Source organism: Tardiphaga sp. OK246 (assembly GCF_900188215.1).
Classification (GTDB): Bacteria; Pseudomonadota; Alphaproteobacteria; order Rhizobiales; family Xanthobacteraceae; genus Tardiphaga; species Tardiphaga robiniae.
The window spans coordinates 725,232-744,642 of the sequence record NZ_FZOX01000002.1; the positions used below are offsets into that span (position 1 = coordinate 725,232).

A 19,411-nucleotide genomic window follows, 5' to 3' on the forward strand; every position below is an offset into this window, starting at 1 on the left:
CATGAGCTCCGATTTGCCCGCTCCCGAAGCTGCCCCCGTCGACGTTTCCATTGTCGTGCCCGTGCGTAACGAGCAGGACAATGTCGCGCCTTTGATCGCCGAGATCACCACCGCGCTCGACGGCCGCTGGCCCTACGAGATCATCTACGTCAATGACGGCTCGACCGATGCGACGCCAGCACGGCTCGCCGAATTGATGCAAACGCGCGCCAACCTACGCCGCATCGACCACGCTGCGTCATCGGGCCAGTCGGCCGCCGTGCGAACCGGCGTGCGCAACGCCCGCGGCGCCATCGTGGCCACGCTGGACGGCGATGGCCAGAACAATCCGGCATTCCTGCCCAACCTGATTTTGGCCATTCAGGATGGCGGCGGACGTGTTGGTCTCGCCGCCGGGCAGCGCGTTGGCCGCAAGGATACCGGCTTCAAGAAAGCCCAATCGAAGATCGCCAATGCCGTACGCAATGCGATCCTCAAGGACGGTACCCGAGATACCGGCTGCGGTCTGAAGGCGTTCCGCCGTGATGTATTCTTGTCGATGCCGTATTTCGATGGTCTGCATCGCTTCCTCCCGGCGCTGGTGCGTCGTGAGGGCTTCGACATCGCTTATGTCGATGTCACCGATCGGCCGCGCCATTCCGGTGTGTCCAATTATGGTTTTTTCGATCGGCTCTGGATCGGCATCATGGATCTCGCTGGCGTCTGGTGGCTGATCCGCCGCAAGCGTACGACGCCGGTCGCAACCGAGTTCAAATAAATGCTGATTCAATACGGTCAGGCGCTTGGCGACTATATCTACGACGTATTCGTCGCGAAGTTTGATTTCTGGCTCGCCTTTGGCTTGATCGCGCAACTGCTGTTTACCGCGCGTTTTCTCGTGCAGTGGATTTCCAGCGAACGCGCCGGACAGAGCGTGGTGCCAATGGCCTTCTGGTTCTTCTCCATGGCCGGCGGCTTCATGACGCTGATCTACGGCATCGCCAAGCGCGAGCCGGTGATCATCCTCGGCCAGGCCTTCGCCACGGTGATCTATGTCCGTAACATCATGCTGATCATCAAGAACCGCGGCAGCGGATCGAAGACGCTCGAGAGCTGAGCGTCTTCGTCTGGCGTCCTCGCCGATCAAAGCGCCGCGTTGAACGCCGCCAAGCCGCGCTCCAGATCGGCCTTCAGATCATCCACGCTTTCCAGGCCGATATGAAACCGCAGCGCCGGACCGCCGGGCGCCCATGTCGTCGCGCTGCGATAATCCGAGCAGTCGAACGGGATCACGAGGCTCTCGAAGCCGCCCCAGGAATAGCCCATGCCGAACAGCTTGACGGTATCGAGCAGGGCATCGACGGCTTTTTGCGAAGACGGCTTCAGGATGATGCTGAACAGGCCGGATGCGCCTGTAAAGTCGCGCTTCCAGATGGCGTGGCCGGGATGGCTGGGCAAAGCGGGATGCAGCACCTTCAGGACTTCGAGGCGGGTCTCCAGCCACCGCGCCATCTCCAGCGCCGACCGCTGATGATGCGCGAGCCGCACCGACATCGTGCGTAGCCCGCGCAGCGCGAGGAAGACGTCGTCCGGGCCGGCGCATGTCCCGAGCAGCCTGATGCCTTCGCTGATCAGCGGCCAAGCTGTGTCATTGGCGGAGATGGTGCCGAACATGATGTCCGAGTGGCCGCCGATATATTTGGTCGCCGCCTGGATACTGATATCGACGCCCTGTTCGAGCGAGCGATGATAGAGCGGCGTGGCCCAGGTGTTGTCGTCGAGCACCAGCGCGCCGCGCGCATGCGCGATGCCGGCAATGAGAGGCACATCCGGCATTTCGAAGGATTGTGAGCCCGGCGCTTCGACCAGGACGGCGCGGGTATTCGACTTGAACAGCGCTTCGATGCCGGCGCCGATCAGCGGATCGAAATAGGTGGTCTCGATGCCGTAGCGTGCCAGCATGCCGTTGCAGAAATTGCGTGTCGGCCGATAGGCGCTGTCGCTGACGAGGAGATGATCGCCGGCCTTGAGCACCGAGAGCAGGGCGGTCGAGATCGCGGCGAGGCCCGATGGCACGAGCCCCACGCCGGCACATTTCGGGCCTTCCAGTGCCATCAGCGCTTCCTGCAATGCCTTGGTGGTCGGCGTGCCGTGGCGGCCATACTGAAACTCGCCGCGATGCGCGTGGAGGTCGTCGGCGGTCGGATACAGCACCGTGGAGCCGCGCACGACCGGTGGATTGACGAAGCCCCGCTGCGATTTGGTGTCGCGGCCGGCGGTGACGATCACGGTGTCCGTGTCGAGCGAGGTGGTGCCGTGATTATCATTCGAAGCTGTCATAATGGGGCCGCCGGTCTGCAGGTGTTGCAAGGCCATTGGCATCTGGGTTGCCGAATGGCTGGTTCCGTCACTAAGAGGACACGGCGGATGGCCGTCAACCCCTTGACCCGGCTGGCTGATCGTTCTCTGTTGCGGACCTCGCGATCCCCCGCGGCACGTTGAGGGGCCTGCCGCGAAATCTGCGATTTCCTGCTGATTCGTACGGTCTTTTTAGATCGTCTCTGCTGTCGTTCGCCTTTCCGGTCGGCCCATTCACGGCTATGGAACTGATCCGTAGGCTCGTCATTCAATTCTTTGCGTCGACCGAGCGTCCTGACGTCCCCAAAGAGGCCTTACATGAAACGCGCAACATTGATGTTCTCTCTCGCTCTTGCCGCTAGTCTGACCGCGCAAGGTGCATCTGCGCAGACGCTCAAGACCGTGAAGGACCGCGGCATGCTGTCCTGCGGCGTCACCCAGGGCTTGCCGGGTTTCTCGGCGCCGGATGACAAGGGCAACTGGGTGGGCTTCGACGTCGACCTGTGCCGCGGCATTGCGGCGGCGATTTTCAATGATGCCACCAAGGTCAAATATGTGCCGCTCTCGGCGAAGGATCGCTTTACTGCCTTGCAGTCCGGCGAGATCGACGTGCTGTCGCGCAATACGACCTGGACGCTGTCGCGCGATACGTCGCTTGGCGTAAACTTCGCCGGCATCAATTACTATGACGGCCAGGGCTTTCTGGTTCGGAAGGCGCTCAAGGTGAACTCGGCGCTCGAGCTGAACAGCGCCTCGATCTGCCTGCAAACCGGCACCACCAACGAGCAGAATGTTGCCGACTATTTCAAGGGCAACAACATGAAGTATGAAGTGATCGCGTTCTCGACCGCCGACGAGACTATCAAAGCCTATGAGTCTGGTCGCTGCGACGTGTTCACCGCTGATCTCTCGCAGCTCTATGCCGAGCGCCTGAAGCTCACCGTGCCTGCAGATCATGCCGTGCTGCCTGAGGTGATTTCCAAGGAGCCGCTTGGCCCATTGGTGCGTCATGGCGACGATCAGTGGCTGGATGTGGTGCGCTGGACGCTGTTCGCCATGATCAATGCGGAGGAGCTCGGCATCACGCAGAAGAACGTCGATGACCAGGCAAAATCCGACAAGCCGGAGCTGAAGCGTATCTTTGGCACCGACGGCAATCTCGGTGAAACGCTGGGCCTCACCAAGGACTGGTTTGCGCGCATCATCAAGGCGACCGGCAATTACGGCGAGGTGTTCGACCGTAATGTCGGCGCAGGCTCGAAGCTAGGGATCTCGCGCGGACTGAATCAGCTCTGGAACAAGGGCGGCATCCAATACGCACCGCCGATCCGCTGAGCGCATCATCGCCCGTGGCGACATCGACCGAAGCCAGAAAACCGCCGCTGCAACTCGCTGCAAAACTGCGACGTGTGCTGGGCGGGCAGGCGGGCTGGAGCGGCTTTGTGCTCCAGATCGTGTTTGTCGCGGCGCTGGTCTGGATCGGCTATGAGATCGTCGAGAATGCACGCTCCAATCTGGCCGCGCAGAAGATCGCATCCGGCTTCGGATTCCTGTCAAACACCGCGGGCTTTGCGGTCAGTCAGGCGCTGATCCCGTATTCGGAATCCGACACCTATCTGCAGGTGTTCTTTGTCGGCCTCGTGAACACGCTGGTCGTGTCGCTGATTGGCATATTCTTTGCGACCATCATCGGCTTCATCGTCGGCCTCGGCCGGATGTCGCCGAACTGGCTGCTGGCGCGGATCGCCGGCGGCTATGTCGAACTGATCCGTAACCTGCCGCTGCTGTTCCAGATCCTGTTCTGGTATCTCGCCGTGCTCGCGACACTGCCGCAGCCGCGGCAGAGCATCTCGCTCCTGGACAGTTTTTTTCTCAGCAATCGCGGCTTCGGATTGCCGAAGCCGATCGGGACGGAGGCTTTCACGGCGTTCGCGGTCGCTGTGATCGTTGCGATCATCGCCGCGCTGGTGTTGCGCGTTTATGCGCGACAGCAGCTCTTCGCCAAGGGGCGTGTAATAGCCGTCTGGCCGATGACCTTGGGCTTGCTGGTCGGCTTGCCATTGCTGACGGTGCTCGTACTCGGCAAACCTGTGACGTTTGAGTATCCGGTACTGAGAGGCTTCAATTTCTCAGGCGGCCTGCGCGTACTTCCCGAATTCGTCGCGCTGACACTGGCGCTCTCGACCTACACCGCCGCCTTCATCGCCGAGATCGTGCGCGCGGGAGTCCAGTCGGTGCATAAAGGACAGACCGAGGCGGGTGCATCCCTCGGGCTCAGCCGGGGTACAACGCTGCGACTGATCGTGGTGCCGCAGGCGATGCGCGTGATCCTGCCGCCACTCACCAACCAGTATCTCAACCTCACCAAGAATTCGTCGCTGGCCGTCGCCATCGGCTATCCAGACCTCGTTTCGGTGTTTGCCGGCACCACGATGAGCCAGACCGGGCAGGCCATCGAGATCATCTCCATCACCATGGCGGTCTATCTCGTGATCTCGCTGGTCACGAGCGCGCTCATGAGCGTCTATGGCTGGCGGATCTCGCGGAGCATGGGCGCATGAGCGATACCAGCTTCGTTGCAAGAGAACTGGTTGCAGAGCGCGCCGCTCCGGTGCGCAGCACGGGTTTTGTCGGCTTTGTGCAGACGCGGTTGCTGAACTCACCGACCAATATTCTGCTGACTGTCGTCAGCCTGTTGCTGCTGTGGTTCACCATTGCCCCCACGGTCAAATTCCTGCTGATCGACGCCGTCTGGCAGGGGCAGGACCGCACAGCGTGTCTGCCGGAAAACGTTGGCCACGCCGTTGGCGCCTGCTGGCCGTTCGTGCAGGCCAAATTCACGCAGTTCATCTACGGTTTTTATCCTGAGTCGGAACGCTGGCGCGTCAATCTCACTTTCCTGCTCGGCGCGCTATTGCTGTTGCCGCTGCTGATCCCGCGTCTGCCGGCGAAGAGCGTGAATGCCGGACTGTTCTTCCTTGCCTTCCCTGTCGTGGCGTTCTTCCTGCTGTATGGCGGTGGCATCAATGGCTTCGGAATCAGTTGGGTCACGGATTTTCTGTCGACCGTCGCGGTCCACATTACGGATGCCGGTCGCCGGCTCAGGGGCATCGGCCTTCTGTCCGATATTGCTGTCATCGGTTATCCGCTTACGCTGATAGGCGACGGCGTCGTAGCATTCGGCGACGGCTTGCAACTCGTCGCGCTGCCGTTTGAGTGGTTACGCAACGAAGGCGTCACTCATGGCAAACCTGTCTGGTTCGAACTGACGACAACCGCCATCATTGTCTCGCTGCTTATGTTCTTGTTGAACGGCCACTTCCGCAGCGGCTGGCGTGCGCTGGCCAACAGTATCTCCGTCTTCGCTGGCATCGCCGTCGTCATCGCCCTGCTGCGGCTTGATCGTGGCGGATTGCCGATCGTCGATACGCGGCTCTGGGGCGGTTTGCTGGTGACGCTGGTGGTGTCGATCACCGGCATCGTGACGTCGATGCCCGTTGGTATCGCGCTGGCGCTCGGCCGACGCTCGACCATCCCGCTGATCCGTCTGTTCTCCATAACTTTCATCGAATTCTGGCGCGGCGTGCCGCTGATCACCGTATTGTTCTTTGCGACTTATATGCTGCCGCTGTTCCTGCCGGGCAACTTCACCGTCGATGGTCTGGTGCGCGCGCTGATCGGCATCGCGCTGTTTGCCGGCGCCTACAATGCCGAAGTGATCCGCGGCGGGTTGCAGGCGATCCCGCGCGGTCAGGCGGAGGCGGCGAGTGCGCTCGGCCTGTCTTGGTGGAAGACGACACGGCTGGTGGTGATGCCGCAGGCGCTGCGCCATGTTATTCCCGGCCTCGTCAATAGCTTCATCGCGCTTTTGAAGGATACGTCACTGGTGTCGATCGTGGCGCTGTTCGATTTGCTCGGCCAGCTCCGCGCGGCGTTCGCAGATCCGAATTGGTCGACGCCGACGACCCTGTTCACCGGTTTTGCCTTTACCGGCATCATGTATTTCGTGATGTGCTTTGGCATCTCGCGCTATTCGTTGTTCGTCGAGCGTCGGCTGAATGCGCATCGGCGGAGTTGAGGTGATATGTCCGTATCCGTAAATCCCATCGTCTCGATTGCCGGCCTCAATAAATGGTTCAGCGATTTCCACGTACTGCGCGACATTGATCTTGCGGTCGGCCGCGGCGAGCGCATCGTGATCTGCGGGCCATCGGGCTCGGGCAAATCGACGCTGATCCGCTGCATCAATGCACTGGAGGAGTTTCAGGAAGGCCGCATCATGGTCGACGGCATCGAACTCGGTCCCAACCTGCGCCGCGTCGACGATATCAGGCGTGATGTCGGGATGGTGTTCCAGAGCTTCAACCTGTTTCCGCATCTGACGGTGCTTGAGAACTGCACGTTGGCGCCGATCTGGGTACGGCATATGCCGAAGAAGGACGCCGATGCTGCGGCGATGAAGTATCTGGAGCGGGTGCGCATTCCAGACAAGGCCAATGCCTATCCCGGTCAGCTCTCCGGCGGCCAGCAGCAGCGTGTGGCGATCGCGCGGGCGCTGACGATGACGCCGAAGGTGATGCTGTTCGACGAGCCGACATCGGCGCTGGACCCGGAAATGGTCAAGGAAGTGCTCGACACCATGGTCGATCTTGCCGGCGAGGGCATGACCATGCTTGTGGTCACGCACGAGATGGGATTTGCCAGGGAAGTCGCCAGCCGCGTCGTATTCATGGATGCCGGGCAAATCATCGAGGCGAATACACCGGACAAGTTCTTCGCCAATCCGCAGCATGCGCGGACGAAGCTGTTTCTGAGCCAGATTCTCCGCTGAGGCTTTGCCTCAGACTTTCTCGAACGGCACCGAGATATTGTTCTTCGTCTCCAGCCATGCCGGCACCGGCAGGTTCTTGCTGCGCATGAAGTCGGGATTGAACAGCTTCGACTGATAGCGGCCGCCGGAGTCGCAGAGAAGGGTGACGATGGTCTTGCCTGGGCCCAACTCCTTCGCGAGACGGATCGCGCCGGCGATGTTAATTCCGGTCGAGCCGCCGAGACAGAGGCCTTCGTGCTGGAGCAGGTCGTAGATGACGGCGACGGCTTCCTCGTCTGGGATCAAGAAGGCGGTATCGACCTTCGCGGTCTCGATGACCGGCGTCACGCGGCCAATCCCGATGCCTTCCGTGATGGAATCGCCGGGCGTGGACTTGGCTTCGCCATGCTTGAACCAGTTATACATCGCAAAGCCATTTGGATCGGCGCAGGCCGTAACAATGTTGTTGTTCTTTTCCTTCAGGTAGCGGGTCGTGCCGGCTAGCGTGCCGCCGGTACCGACTGCCGAAATGAAGCCGTCCACCTTGCCGCCAGTCTGCTCCCAGATCTCGGGGCCCGTCGATTCATAATGGGCTTTGGCATTGTCGAGATTGTTCCACTGGTCGGCAAACAGAACGCCGTTCGGTTCGGTCTTGCGCAGCTGATCTGCGAGCCGTCGTCCGACATGTTGATAGTTGTTCGGATTGGCGAACGGCAGCGCGGGCACTTCGATCAGCTCGGCGCCGTTGAGCCGCAGCATATCTTTCTTTTCCTGGCTCTGCGTCTCCGGGATCACGATCAGCGTGCGATAGCCGCGCGCGCTCGCCACCACGGCGAGACCGATACCGGTATTGCCCGCAGTCGACTCGACAATGAGGCCGCCGGGCTTCAGATCGCCGCGCTTCTCGGCTTCAAGGATCATCCATTTGCCCGCGCGGTCCTTCACCGACTGGCCGGGATTCATGAATTCGGCCTTGCCGAGAATGGTGCAGCCGGTCAGTTCGGATGCGCGCTTCAGCTTGATCAGAGGCGTGTTGCCGATCGCCTCGACGACGTCTTTGTTGAAGGTCATGGTGCTGAAATTCTTCGCTCGGGTTGTCGATCTCGCGGCGACCCTAGTGGAGGCCGCAGAGCCAGACAAGGGAAGGGTCTGGCCTCAAGATCTGGTGCCGCAGTGCGGAAAGTCCAGAGCGCGGGCTATGGGGCTTTTGCGAATACGACCTGGCGAACGTCGATATTCCCCGACAGGAAACCGGCCTCGCAATAGGCCAGGTAGTATTCCCAGAGCCGCCGGAACCGGTCGTCGAAACCGAGCGGCGTCAGGCTTGGCCAGGCCGCGCGGAAACTATCTCTCCAGGCCGCCAGCGTCTTGGCATAATCCAGTCCGAATATGCGTTCCTTGATGACAGGAACGCCGTATCTGGCCCCGAGGGATTTCAGGATTTCCGGCGACGGCAGCATGCCGCCGGGAAAGACGTAGCGCTGAATGAAGTCGACCTCGCGCCGATAGGTCTGGAAGAACTTGTCCTGGATCGTGATGGCCTGGATACCGATCAATCCGCCGGGCAGCAGCCGGTCGCGCAATTGTGAGAAATATTGCGGCCAGAACTGTTCGCCGACGGCCTCGATCATCTCGATCGAAGCGATGCGGTCATACTGTCCACGTTCGTCGCGATAGTCCTGAAACTTGATCTCGACCTTGTCGCCAAGGCCCGCGTCCTGCATCCGCTTACGTGCGAAATCGCGCTGCTCGGTCGAGATGGTGAGACCGGTGACATGCGCGCCGTAGTTTTTCGCGGCATATTCGGCAAAGCCACCCCAGCCGCAGCCGATCTCCAACACCTTCTGGCCGGGCTTCAGATCGATTGCTTCTGCAAGCCGGCGATATTTGTTGTTTTGCGCGGCCGTGAGATCCTGCGTACCGTCTTCGAAAATCGCGGACGAATAGGTCATGCTCGGATCGAGCCACGCAGAATAGAACGCGTTGCCGATGTCGTAGTGCGCGTAGATGTTCTTGCGAGCTTGCCGCTTGGTGTTGCGATTGAACCAGTGACGAACGATCTGGACGAAGCGCATCAGCGGATTGTTGCCGAGCATCACCTGAATGAGATCGTGATTGACGCAGAACAGATACAGGAATTGCGTGAGATCCGGCGTGTCCCATTCGCGGTGTAGATAGGCTTCCGCGATGCCGATATCGCCGCCATTCACAAGACGCGACGCGAACGCATAGCTGGTGATCGTCATCTCCGCGGCAGGACCAGGTTCCATGCCGCCGAGGCGGACACGCCGGCCATCGGGAAGTGTCACGTCGAGCGTGCCGCGGCGCAGACGTGAGCCGAAGCCCAATGCCAGCCGGACGATGCGCGGCAGATCGGGCAGCGCCTTGTCGACATTTTCCGGAGTGAGAACGATCAGATCAGACATGTGCAGATCCAGGGGAGTTCGTGGTTCTGTGCCCGAATTCAAGTCGCATGGAAGGATGTGGCCGCCGCTCTTTTGTCGAACAGGATCGTCTTTGTGCGCTGCGAAATTCGGTCAACGCGCGGACGATTTTGCAGGAGTATAAGCGCGGCCTTGTTTGCTCGCCAAGCGGGTATTTCTTGCATGGTTTGCTTCACGCGGCACGATTGACGTCGAACGGCGGTGGCATCCGGTCCGCATCGTCAAGCCGATCATGATCGACCAACAGCTCTTCACGCGGCAACTGAAGCGATGGCCCATGGGCTTGAGCCGCGCATACATCACATCCCGGCGGGTTTCAAAACACTGCCGGTGCACAGGGGAACGCAATCCGGGCGTCAGCAACAAATGAACACATGAAATCTTCGTAAGCCTGACCTGCCGGCGCTTCTGTTAGGGACCAAAAAACCCCGCAAAATCGGGAGAATCTGTGCAAATCCACTCATTTGCGGGCATCCAGCATTCGTGTCGCTTGCACGTTGCGACACGTAAGAACACTGTCCGCAGGATGATTGGGCAGCTAGAATGCGGGCTCGTTTCATTGACCAAGCATCACCCGGTGAACGTGTCTCAGGCTACATACTCCAACGCCTCGAATCTCGGCGCAAAGCGCGCGCGGCGGAGCCTTGTCGGGATGTCCGTGCGGTGAGTCTCCTGTTTGCGAAAAAGATCGGGCGTTCGGTCGTCGCCTTTGCCGTCGTTGCCAGTTCGGCAGGCTGCATCCTGACCAAGGATCTGCCCGATCCGGCGCTCGATATCCCTGAAGGCTACAAGGCGGCACGGCTGGCCAATCCGAACGGCGCCACGCCGACACTGGACTGGTGGCGCGGCTTTCGCTCCAAGGAACTGACGCAGCTGATGGAGGAGGCCCAGACGGTCAACCTCGATATCGCTGCGGCAACATCGCGAATCATGCAGGCCGATGCGCAGGCACGAATCACCGGCGCAGCGCTGCTGCCCAGCGTGAGCGGCGGCGGGCAGGAGACCTATTCGCGGACCTCGGGCTCCAGTTCCAGCGGTCTGACCAACGGCGGCCGCGAGGTGGTGACCTATTCGGCCTCGCTCTCGGCCAGCTACGAGATCGATTTCTGGGGCAAGAACCGCGACGCGGCGCTGGCTGCGGAAGAAACCTCGACGGCCAATCGTTTCGACCGCGACGTGGTGGCGCTGACCACTATGGCAGCCGTCGCCAATGCCTATTTCCAGGTGCTGACCTCGCAGGACCGCATTCGTACGGCGGAGCGCAACATCGCCAGCGCGCAGCGCATCCTGGATGCGATCAAACAGCGCTTCAGTGCCGGCACCGGCACCGACCTCGATGTAGCGCAGCAGGAAAGCGTGCTGGCCAATCAGCGCGCCGCGGTGCCGCCGCTGCGGACCACGCTGGCGCAGAACGTCAATGCGCTCGCGACGCTGGTGTCCCGGCCCCCCGAAAGCGTGCGTGTGGCCGGCGGGTCGCTGAACAATATCGCAGCGCCGCGCGTCACGCCCGGCCTGCCGTCAGAGCTGTTAACCCAGCGGCCGGATATCCGCCGGCAGGAGGCGCAATTGGCCTCGGCGACGGCCAATGTCGGCAGCGCCCGGGCGCAGTTCTTTCCGAGTATCCAGTTGACCGGCTCGGGCGGTTATCAGAGCGCAGCGCTGGCCTCGCTGTTCCAACCCAATGCCGCCTTCTTCAGCCTCGTCGGCGGCCTGACACAGCCGATCTTCGATGGCGGGCGCATCCAGGGCAATTTCGAGCTGACCCAGGCACGGCAGGACGAGCTCCTGCAGACCTATCGCAAGACGGTCGTGCAGTCCTTTGCCGACGTGGACAACGCGCTGGTCGCGATCCGCCAGACCATCGAGCGGCTGCGGCTGCAGCGCGAGGTGGTCCGGGCGTCCCGGCGGGCCTTCGAACTGTCCGAGCAGCAATTGCGGGCTGGAACCGCTGACATCGTAACTGTGCTAAACACCCAGCTGACGCTGTTCCAGGCGGAAGATGTCCTGTCGCAGGCGCAACTGGCGCGGCTGCAGGCTATCGTCAGCCTCTATCAGGCGCTGGGGGGCGGCTGGGAGCCGAAAATGGAAAGACCGGTCAATGCTCTTTAAGCCGGAGTTGAAAGAGGCCGCGAAAGCGACGGGCGATGGTGTCGCCAGGGTCGCCGGCAAGGCGCGCCGACGCACGGTGTCGATCGCCGTGACGCTGCTGATCCTCGGCGGGCTCGGCTATATCGGCTGGAACGCCTTCCAGCAGCGTCAGACCGCCAACCGCGGCGGTTTCCGACCGGACATGATGACGGTGCCGGTGCTTGCGGCGACGCCGAAGATCCAGGACGTGCCGGTCTATCTCGATGGCGTCGGCTCGGTGAAGGCCTTGAACAATGTCACCGTGCGCGCACAGGTCGACGGCAAACTGATCAAGGTCAATTTCAAGGAAGGTCAGGACGTCAAGGCTGGCGATGTGCTCGGCGAGATCGATCCCGTTCTCTACAAGGCGCTGTACGATCAGGCTGTTGCCAAGAAGGCGCAGGATGAGGCGACGCTGGCCAATGCGCGGCTCGACCTGATCCGCTACCAGCAGCTCGCAACGTCAAACGCCGGCTCCAAGCAGCAGGCCGACACCCAGAAGTCGCTCGTCGCCCAGCAGGAGGCGCTGGTGAATGCCGATCAGGCTGCCATCGACAATGCCGCCGCGACGCTGAGCTACACCAAGATCATCGCGCCGCTCTCTGGCCGTGCCGGCCTGCGTCAGGTCGATCAGGGCAACATCATCCACGCGTCCGATACCACGGGCCTCGTGGTGATCACGCAGCTGCAGCCCATCGCCGTGCTGTTCAGCCTGCCACAGCAGCAAATCGTTCGCGCCAATGCCGCTGCTGCCAAGGGCACGCTGATGGTCGATGTGTTCGGCAATGACGGCGTCACCGTCATCGACACCGGTACGCTCACCGGCATCGACAATCAGGTCGATACCACGACGGGCACCGTGAAGCTGAAGGCCGAATTCCCGAACCCGAATTATCAGCTCTGGCCCGGTCAGTTCGTCAATGTGCGGCTGAAAGTCGAGACCCTGAAGGATGCGATGGTGGTGCCGACCTCGGCTGTGCAGCGCGGTCCCGCCGGCACGTTCAGTTACGTGATCGAGGAGGGCGACATCGTCAAGGCGGTGCCGGTCACCGTGACGCAGCAGAACGAGACCACGGCCGTCATCGCCAAGGGCCTGTCGGCGACCGAGCGTGTTGTCACCACGGGTTTTGCCAATCTCGCAGAAGGATCGAAGGTGTCTGTCGGCACCAACGATCAGGAACCGACCGCCGACTTGGCACCTCGCAAGCGTGGCGGGGGCAAGGGCAATGATGCCGGCGAACGTCGTGGCAAGCGTGGCCAGAATTCGGGTGGCGCGGGCGGCCAGGGCAATCCGCAGGCACCGATTGGCCAGACGCCGCCTCCGGCCAGCCCGAGCGCTGCGCCATCGGGAGCGAAGTAGCCATGATGTTCGCACGATCGATCGCCTGAGTTGATGACTTCTATACCAAAGAGCGCACAGTCATGAGCGTCTCGGAACCCTTCATCCGCCGGCCCATCGCGACGTCGCTGCTCGGCATCGCGTTGTTGATCGGTGGCGCGCTTGGCTACTTCGGGCTTCCGGTATCGGCGCTGCCGCAGGTCGATTTCCCGACCGTGCAGGTCTCGACGCAATTGCCGGGCGCGAGCCCCGAAGTGACAGCGTCGCTGATCACCGCGCCTCTGGAACGTCAGCTCGGACAGATTCCGTCACTGTCGTCGATGACCTCGACGAGCTCGTTCGGCGTCAGCCAGATTTCGCTGCAGTTCGACCTGAACCGCGACATCGATGGCGCGACCCAGGACGTGCAGGCGGCGATCAATGCCGCCGCCGGCGTTCTGCCGAAGAACCTGCCATACCCGCCGGTCTATGCGAAGGTCAATCCGGCCGACGCGCCGGTGATGACGTTGGCGCTGACCTCGGACACCATCTCGCTGCGATCGATGAGCGATCTGTCCGATACACTCCTGGCGCAGCGGCTCAGCCAGATTTCGGGTGTCGGCAAGGTTGCCGTGCTTGGCGGCTTGAAGCCGGCGGTGCGTGTGCAGGCGGATCTGGCGCGGCTCGCTGCCTATGGCATCGCGATGGAAGACCTCCGTGCGGCGATTGCCGGCGCCAACGTGTCAGGTCCCAAGGGCTCGCTCGATGGCGCGCAGCAAGCCTACACCATCGCAGCGAACGACCAGATCGCGGCGGCGGATCAGTATCGGCCGATCATTATCGCTTATCGCAACGGATCCCCTGTCACCATCGGCGACATCGCGCAGATCGTCGACGGCCTGGAAAACGACCGCACTGGCGGTTGGTATCAAGGCACGCCTGCCGTCATCATCGAGATCCAGCGTCAACCCGGTGCAAATGTCATCGAGGTCGTTCGCCAGATCCGCGAGGAAATTCCGAAGGTGCAGCGCTCGATGCCGGCCGGTGTCAAGCTGACCATTGTCAGCGATCGCACTGTGACGATCCGCGCCTCCGTGCATGACGTGCAATTCACGCTGGTCCTGTCCGTCATCTTGGTGACGCTGGTGGTGCTGCTGTTCCTCCGGTCGCTGCGGGCAACGTTAATTGCCGGCGTGGCCCTACCGCTGTCGCTGATCACGTCCTTCGGCGTGATGTATTTCGCCGGCTTCAGCCTCGACAATCTCAGCCTGATGGCGCTGACCATCGGCACCGGCTTCGTCGTCGACGACGCCATCGTGATGATCGAAAACATCGTCCGTCACATGGAAGAGGGCGAGAGCCCGATGGAAGCGGCGCTGGCGGGAGCGAAGGAAATCGGCTTCACGGTGATCTCGCTAACGGTGTCGCTGATCGCGGTATTTATCCCGCTGCTGTTCATGTCCGGTCTTGTGGGCCGCATGTTCCGTGAATTCGCGATGACGCTGACCATCGCCGTCGTCATGTCCGCCGTGGTCTCGCTGACGTTGACGCCGATGATGTGCTCGCGGCTTTTGAAGCACACCAGGGATGAATGGCAGGTGCCCGGTCTCGGGGCTGTCAGCCGCGGTATCGACCGTATGGTGGCATTCTATCACCGCACGCTGCTGTGGGTGTTGCAGCATCAGCCGGCGACGCTGGTTGTCACGTTCCTGACCATCGTCGCAACGCTGGGCCTCTATGTCATCGCGCCGAAGGGCTTCCTGCCGCTGCAGGACACGGCCTCGATCACTGCCGTAACAGAGGCGGGCGCCGACGTATCATTCGCGGAGATGCAGAGCCGGCAGAGCGCGGCAGCCGCAGCGATCCAGAACGATCCGGATGTGACAGGAATCATCTCGGTGATCGGCGGCGGCTCGGTCAATCCGACCACCAATGTCGGTCGGCTGGTGATGACCCTGAAGCCGCGCGGCGAGCGCAAGGACGACATGACCGCCGTGATCGCGCGGCTCAAGGATCGCGTCGCGGCGATCCCGGGCATGACCGTGTATTTCCAGCCTGTGCAGGATATCCAGATCAGCACGCAAGCAAGCCGTTCGCAGTATCAATATACGCTGACCGGGACTGATGCGGCGCAGGTGACCGAGTGGTCGCAGAAACTGGTCGCCGAATTACGCCGCGATCCGATGTTCCGCGATGTGTCCTCGGAAGCGCAGACCGGCGGATTGCGGGCCTCGCTCGATATCAACCGGCAGCGTGCCGGTCAGCTCGGCGTCAATCTGCAGGGCGTCACCGACACGCTGAATGACGCCTTCGCGCAGCGCCAGATTTCGACCATCTACGGTCAGGCCAATCAGTACCGCGTTGTGCTGGAGGCATTGCCGTCACAGCAGCGCGATCCCGATGTGCTGTCGAAGCTGTATCTGCCGGGTGTGGCCGGCGCGCAGGTGCCGCTGTCTGCCGTAGCCACATTGACGCGTACCACGGCGCCACTGGCGATCTCGCATCAGGCGCAATTTCCTGCCATCTCGCTCAGCTTCAACCTCGGACCTAACGAGGCGCTCGGCGATGCGGTCGACGAAGTGAAGAAGATCGAGACCCGGATCGGCATGCCGACCAGCATTGTCGGGATGTTCTCCGGCGATGCTGCGGAATTCTCCAAGTCGCTGTCAGGGCAGCCCTGGCTGATCCTCGCGGCGCTGGTGACGATCTATATTGTGCTGGGTGTGCTCTATGAGAGTTACATCCATCCGATCACCATTCTCTCGACGCTGCCGTCCGCCGGTGTCGGTGCGATCCTGGCCCTGATGCTGACCGGGCAGGACCTGTCGGTGATCGGCCTGATCGGCATCATCCTCCTGATGGGCATCGTCAAGAAGAACGCGATCATGATGATCGACTTCGCGCTGGATGCCGAGCGGAATCGTGGCATGGCGCCCGAAGCCGCCATCGTGGAAGCCTGCCTGCTGCGGTTCCGGCCCATCATGATGACGACGCTGGCGGCGCTGTTCGGCGCATTGCCGCTTGCGATCGAAAGTGGCACCGGCGCAGAGCTGCGCTTCCCGCTCGGTGTCTCGATCATCGGCGGTCTGCTGCTCAGCCAGATCCTGACGCTCTACACCACGCCGGTGATCTATCTGGCGCTGGATCGCATCAATCGCCGGTTCGAGAAAAGTGCACCGCCCGTCGCAGGTGCAGCCGGAACGGCGGGAGCAGGGGGGCCGCCCTAGTGGCTTCCATCTCCATCTCAGCGCCATTCATCATGCGGCCGGTCGGCACCACGTTGCTGGCGATCGGACTGTTCCTTCTCGGCGTGGTCGCCTATCACTTCCTGCCGGTCGCTGCGACACCCAATGTCGATTTCCCGATGATCCGCGTGCAGGCGTCGCGTCCCGGCGCCGATCCGTCGATCATGGCGGCGACCGTTGCTGCGCCGCTGGAACGACGGCTCGGTATCATTGCTGGCCTGGATCAGATCACCTCGACAAGCTCCTTGGGCTCGACGAGCATTCAGCTGCAATTCGCCATCGGCCGCGACGTCGATCGCGCCGCGCGTGACGTGCAGGCCGCAATCAACGCGTCCATGGCGGATCTGCCGACCGATCTTCCGACGCTACCCACGTTCCGCAAGGCGAATCCGTCAGCCGCACCTGTCTTCATTCTCGCTTTGACGTCGCCAACGATGTCCGCGTCCGCGATCTACGACGTCGCCGACACCGTGATCGTACAGCGGCTGTCGCAGGTGCCGGGGGTCGGCGAAGTCACTGCCAGCGGCGCCGATCAGCCCGCAGTGCGCATCCAGCTCAATCCGGTCGCGCTGTCGAATGCCGGGATAGCCACCGACGACGTGCGCACCGCCATCGTCAATGCCAATCCGCTTGGTCCTGTCGGCATCTTCCAGGGATCGCGGCAGAGCGAGACGATCTCGATGAATCCGCAGATGCGCACGGCGGAAGAGTTTCGCGAGATCATCGTCAAGAGTTCGAACGGTAATTATCTGCGGCTGTCTGATGTCGCGGATGTTCAGGACGCCACGCGCAACAGCCGCTCGGTTGCCTGGTTCAACAAGCAGCCGGCGGTGCTGATCCAGATCACCAAACAGGGCGACGCCAATGTCATCGACACCGTCGATCGCGTGAAGGCGCTGATCCCCGATTTGAAACAATGGATTCCTGCCGGGATCGAGATTTCGGTTCTGACCGACCGCACCGGTACGATTCGCGCCTCGGTCGAGGACATGGAGTGGACGTTGTTTGCCACAGCGGTACTGGTGATGGCCGTGGTGTTCCTGTTCCTGCGTCGCGGCACGCCCACCATTGCGGCCGGCGTCTCAGTGCCGCTGGCGCTGGCCGGTACCTGCGTCGGCATGTGGCTGGCCGGCTTCTCGATCAACAACCTGTCGCTGATGGCGCTGGCGATCTCTGTCGGCTTCGTGGTCGACGACGCCATCGTCATGATCGAGAACATGTACCGCAATCTTGAAGAGGGCATGGCGCCGATGCAGGCGGCGCTCACAGGCGCCAGGCAGATCGGCTTCACGGTGCTGTCGATCAGCCTGTCGCTGATCGCCGCCTTCATCCCGCTAATCTTTATGGATGGTCTGGTCGGCCGGTTGCTGCGCGAATTCTCTTTGACGCTGACATTCTCGATTGTCGTCTCGACGCTGGTATCGCTGACGGTGACACCGATGATCTGTGCGCAATATATCAAGAGCGGTCTGTCGAGCACCGAGACCCGTTTCGACCGTATCGTCGAAGGCACGCTGTCACGCGTCGTGGCGTTCTATGAACGCACGCTGCATGTGGTGCTGGGTTTTCCACTCCTGACGCTGTTGGTGTTCTTCGCCACCATCGCGCTGACGGTCACACTCTACATCAAGACGCCGAAAGGTTTTTTCCCGAACGACGACAGTGGCTTCGTGATCGGTGCTACGCGCGCATCGGCCGATGTCTCGTTTCAGGCGATGCTCGGATTGCAGCAGCATATGGCTGATCTCGTGCTGAGCGATCCCGGCGTGGCCAGTATCGGTTCGTCGCTTGGCGGCACTGGCGGGCCGGGCGGCGGCGGCGCAAACCGGGGCACCATGTTTATCGCCTTGAAACCACCAGAGGAGCGCAACGGAGCATCGACTGAAGACGTCATCAATCGGTTGCGTCCGAAGCTCAGCGCGGTCCCGGGTATCCGTCTCTTCATGTTTGCCGCGCAGGATCTGCGCGCTGGCGGACGCCAGAGTGACTCCAATTATCAGTACACGCTGACCTCGACCAATCTCGATCTCCTGCAGAAATGGGCACCGCTGGTCGGCAAACGGCTGGAGAGCGTTGAGGGCATCACCGACGTGTCGAGCGACCGCGATCCCGGCGGATTGCAATTGACACTGACCATCGACCGCAAGATGGCATCGAGCCTCGGCGTCAAGGTGCAGGACATCGATAACGCGCTCAACAACGCGTTCTCGCAACGGCAGATTTCGACGATCTACACCCAGCGCAACCAGTACAAGGTGGTGCTGGAAATCGATCCGAAATTCCAGAACGATCCGTCCGATCTCGATCGTATCTATGTCGCGGGCCTGAATGGGTCGCAGGTGCCACTGTCGGCGGTTGTGCGCATGTCGCGCACGTTGTCGGCGCTGGCGGTGTTCCACTCGCAGGGGTTCCCGTCGACCACGGTGTCGTTCAACACGCTACCCGGCGTGCAGCTCGATGCCGTGACAGGCAACATCCAGCGTGCGGTCGACGAACTGCATATGCCGGAAGGAATCCGGGGAGGATTCGACGGCAATGCCGGTGACTTCAGCAAAACGACGGGGCGGCAGCCACTACTGATCCTGGGCGCGCTCATCGCGATGTATATCGTGCTGGGCGTGCTCTATGAGAGCCTGGTGCATCCTCTGACCATCATCTCGACGCTGCCCTCGGCAGGACTCGGCGCGTTGCTGGCGTTGCAGATCACCAACACGCCGCTGACCGTGATCGCCTTCGTCGGCATCATTCTCCTCATCGGTATCGTCAAGAAGAACGGAATCATGATGGTCGACTTCGCCATCGAGGCGGAGCGGCATCGTGGATTGTCGCCCGCCGAGGCGATCTTCGAGGCCTGCACCGTGCGCTTCCGCCCGATCCTGATGACCTCGCTGGCGGCGGTATTCGCGGCGATCCCGCTGGTCATCGCGACCGGGCCGGGCACCGAGCTGCGCCGCCCGCTGGGGATCACCATCATTGGCGGGCTATTCGTCTCGCAAGTGTTGACGCTCTACACCACGCCGGTGATCTATCTCCTGATCGATCGGCTGCGTAACCGCTCCCGCCCGGCACCGCTGCCGGCCCCGGCCGAATAGCGAAATCCGGGCGTTACGGCGGTTGAAGCCTCGGGCCG

General features: G+C 61.8%; 13 protein-coding genes. 10 read left to right on the forward strand and 3 right to left on the reverse strand.

Annotated features, from left to right (window positions below; genetic code table 11):
- Position 1 precedes the first annotated feature (1 nt).
- Together CHC01_RS10795 and CHC01_RS10800 are read left to right on the forward strand one after the other, a co-directional pair.
- Positions 2–757, forward strand: a complete 756-nt coding sequence (locus CHC01_RS10795) for a glycosyltransferase family 2 protein (protein WP_089264279.1) — start codon at positions 2–4, stop codon at positions 755–757.
- Complete coding sequence (locus tag CHC01_RS10800) at positions 758–1,096, forward strand: lipid-A-disaccharide synthase N-terminal domain-containing protein (protein ID WP_089264280.1); 339 nt, start codon at positions 758–760, stop codon at positions 1,094–1,096.
- A 26-nt stretch (positions 1,097–1,122) separates the two neighbouring features.
- On the opposite strand, the gene metC is transcribed toward CHC01_RS10800, so the two are convergent.
- The gene (gene metC, locus CHC01_RS10805; RefSeq protein WP_089264696.1) at positions 1,123–2,319 is read right to left on the reverse strand and encodes a cystathionine beta-lyase; all 1,197 of its coding nucleotides are present in this window, start codon (positions 2,317–2,319) and stop codon (positions 1,123–1,125) included.
- 336 nt (positions 2,320–2,655) lie between these two features.
- Here metC and CHC01_RS10810 point away from each other — a divergent pair, with 336 nt between their 5' ends.
- From CHC01_RS10810 to CHC01_RS10825, 4 genes are read left to right on the forward strand one after another with little or no spacing between them, the layout of a single operon-like run.
- A complete protein-coding gene (locus tag CHC01_RS10810; protein ID WP_089264281.1) occupies positions 2,656–3,672 on the forward strand; it encodes an amino acid ABC transporter substrate-binding protein in 1,017 nt (338 codons plus the stop codon).
- 14 nt (positions 3,673–3,686) lie between these two features.
- The gene (locus CHC01_RS10815) at positions 3,687–4,898 is read left to right on the forward strand and encodes an amino acid ABC transporter permease (protein WP_089264282.1); all 1,212 of its coding nucleotides are present in this window, start codon (positions 3,687–3,689) and stop codon (positions 4,896–4,898) included.
- Positions 4,895–6,415: an amino acid ABC transporter permease gene (locus CHC01_RS10820; RefSeq protein WP_089264283.1), complete on the forward strand. Its 1,521-nt coding sequence runs from the start codon at positions 4,895–4,897 to the stop codon at positions 6,413–6,415. The genes CHC01_RS10815 and CHC01_RS10820 overlap by 4 nt, the downstream gene beginning before the upstream one ends.
- A gap of 6 nt (positions 6,416–6,421) precedes the next feature.
- Positions 6,422–7,168: an amino acid ABC transporter ATP-binding protein gene (locus CHC01_RS10825; RefSeq protein ID WP_089264284.1), complete on the forward strand. Its 747-nt coding sequence runs from the start codon at positions 6,422–6,424 to the stop codon at positions 7,166–7,168.
- A gap of 9 nt (positions 7,169–7,177) precedes the next feature.
- Here the strand turns inward: CHC01_RS10825 and CHC01_RS10830 are convergent, their stop codons facing one another.
- Positions 7,178–8,218: a cysteine synthase A gene (locus CHC01_RS10830; protein WP_089264285.1), complete on the reverse strand. Its 1,041-nt coding sequence runs from the start codon at positions 8,216–8,218 to the stop codon at positions 7,178–7,180.
- 125 nt (positions 8,219–8,343) lie between these two features.
- Positions 8,344–9,573, reverse strand: a complete 1,230-nt coding sequence (locus CHC01_RS10835; protein ID WP_089264286.1) for an SAM-dependent methyltransferase — start codon at positions 9,571–9,573, stop codon at positions 8,344–8,346.
- A 690-nt stretch (positions 9,574–10,263) separates the two neighbouring features.
- Here CHC01_RS10835 and CHC01_RS10840 point away from each other — a divergent pair.
- The 4 genes from CHC01_RS10840 to CHC01_RS10855 all read left to right on the forward strand — a co-directional run bounded on the left by CHC01_RS10840 (position 10,264) and on the right by CHC01_RS10855 (position 19,373).
- Positions 10,264–11,700 (forward strand): efflux transporter outer membrane subunit, encoded by a 1,437-nt coding sequence (locus CHC01_RS10840; protein WP_502695648.1) that lies wholly within the window; start codon positions 10,264–10,266, stop codon positions 11,698–11,700.
- Positions 11,690–13,078: an efflux RND transporter periplasmic adaptor subunit gene (locus tag CHC01_RS10845; RefSeq protein ID WP_089264288.1), complete on the forward strand. Its 1,389-nt coding sequence runs from the start codon at positions 11,690–11,692 to the stop codon at positions 13,076–13,078. The genes CHC01_RS10840 and CHC01_RS10845 overlap by 11 nt, the downstream gene beginning before the upstream one ends.
- A gap of 62 nt (positions 13,079–13,140) precedes the next feature.
- Entirely contained in the window at positions 13,141–16,263 is a 3,123-nt protein-coding gene (locus tag CHC01_RS10850) for an efflux RND transporter permease subunit (RefSeq protein WP_089264289.1), read from the forward strand.
- A gap of 32 nt (positions 16,264–16,295) precedes the next feature.
- Complete coding sequence (locus tag CHC01_RS10855; protein ID WP_089264290.1) at positions 16,296–19,373, forward strand: efflux RND transporter permease subunit; 3,078 nt, start codon at positions 16,296–16,298, stop codon at positions 19,371–19,373.
- Positions 19,374–19,411 lie beyond the last annotated feature (38 nt).

Coding starts and splice junctions, on each gene's coding strand:
- CHC01_RS10845 (WP_089264288.1), top strand. CDS start 11,690: ATGCTCTTTAAGCCGGAGTTGAAAGAGGCCGCGAAAGCGACGGGCGAT.
- CHC01_RS10855 (WP_089264290.1), top strand. CDS start 16,296: ATGCGGCCGGTCGGCACCACGTTGCTGGCGATCGGACTGTTCCTTCTC.
- CHC01_RS10810 (WP_089264281.1), top strand. CDS start 2,656: ATGAAACGCGCAACATTGATGTTCTCTCTCGCTCTTGCCGCTAGTCTG.
- metC (WP_089264696.1), bottom strand. CDS start 2,319: ATGACAGCTTCGAATGATAATCACGGCACCACCTCGCTCGACACGGAC.
- CHC01_RS10835 (WP_089264286.1), bottom strand. CDS start 9,573: ATGTCTGATCTGATCGTTCTCACTCCGGAAAATGTCGACAAGGCGCTG.
- CHC01_RS10830 (WP_089264285.1), bottom strand. CDS start 8,218: ATGACCTTCAACAAAGACGTCGTCGAGGCGATCGGCAACACGCCTCTG.
- CHC01_RS10850 (WP_089264289.1), top strand. CDS start 13,141: ATGAGCGTCTCGGAACCCTTCATCCGCCGGCCCATCGCGACGTCGCTG.
- CHC01_RS10820 (WP_089264283.1), top strand. CDS start 4,895: ATGAGCGATACCAGCTTCGTTGCAAGAGAACTGGTTGCAGAGCGCGCC.
- CHC01_RS10800 (WP_089264280.1), top strand. CDS start 758: ATGCTGATTCAATACGGTCAGGCGCTTGGCGACTATATCTACGACGTA.
- CHC01_RS10795 (WP_089264279.1), top strand. CDS start 2: ATGAGCTCCGATTTGCCCGCTCCCGAAGCTGCCCCCGTCGACGTTTCC.
- CHC01_RS10825 (WP_089264284.1), top strand. CDS start 6,422: ATGTCCGTATCCGTAAATCCCATCGTCTCGATTGCCGGCCTCAATAAA.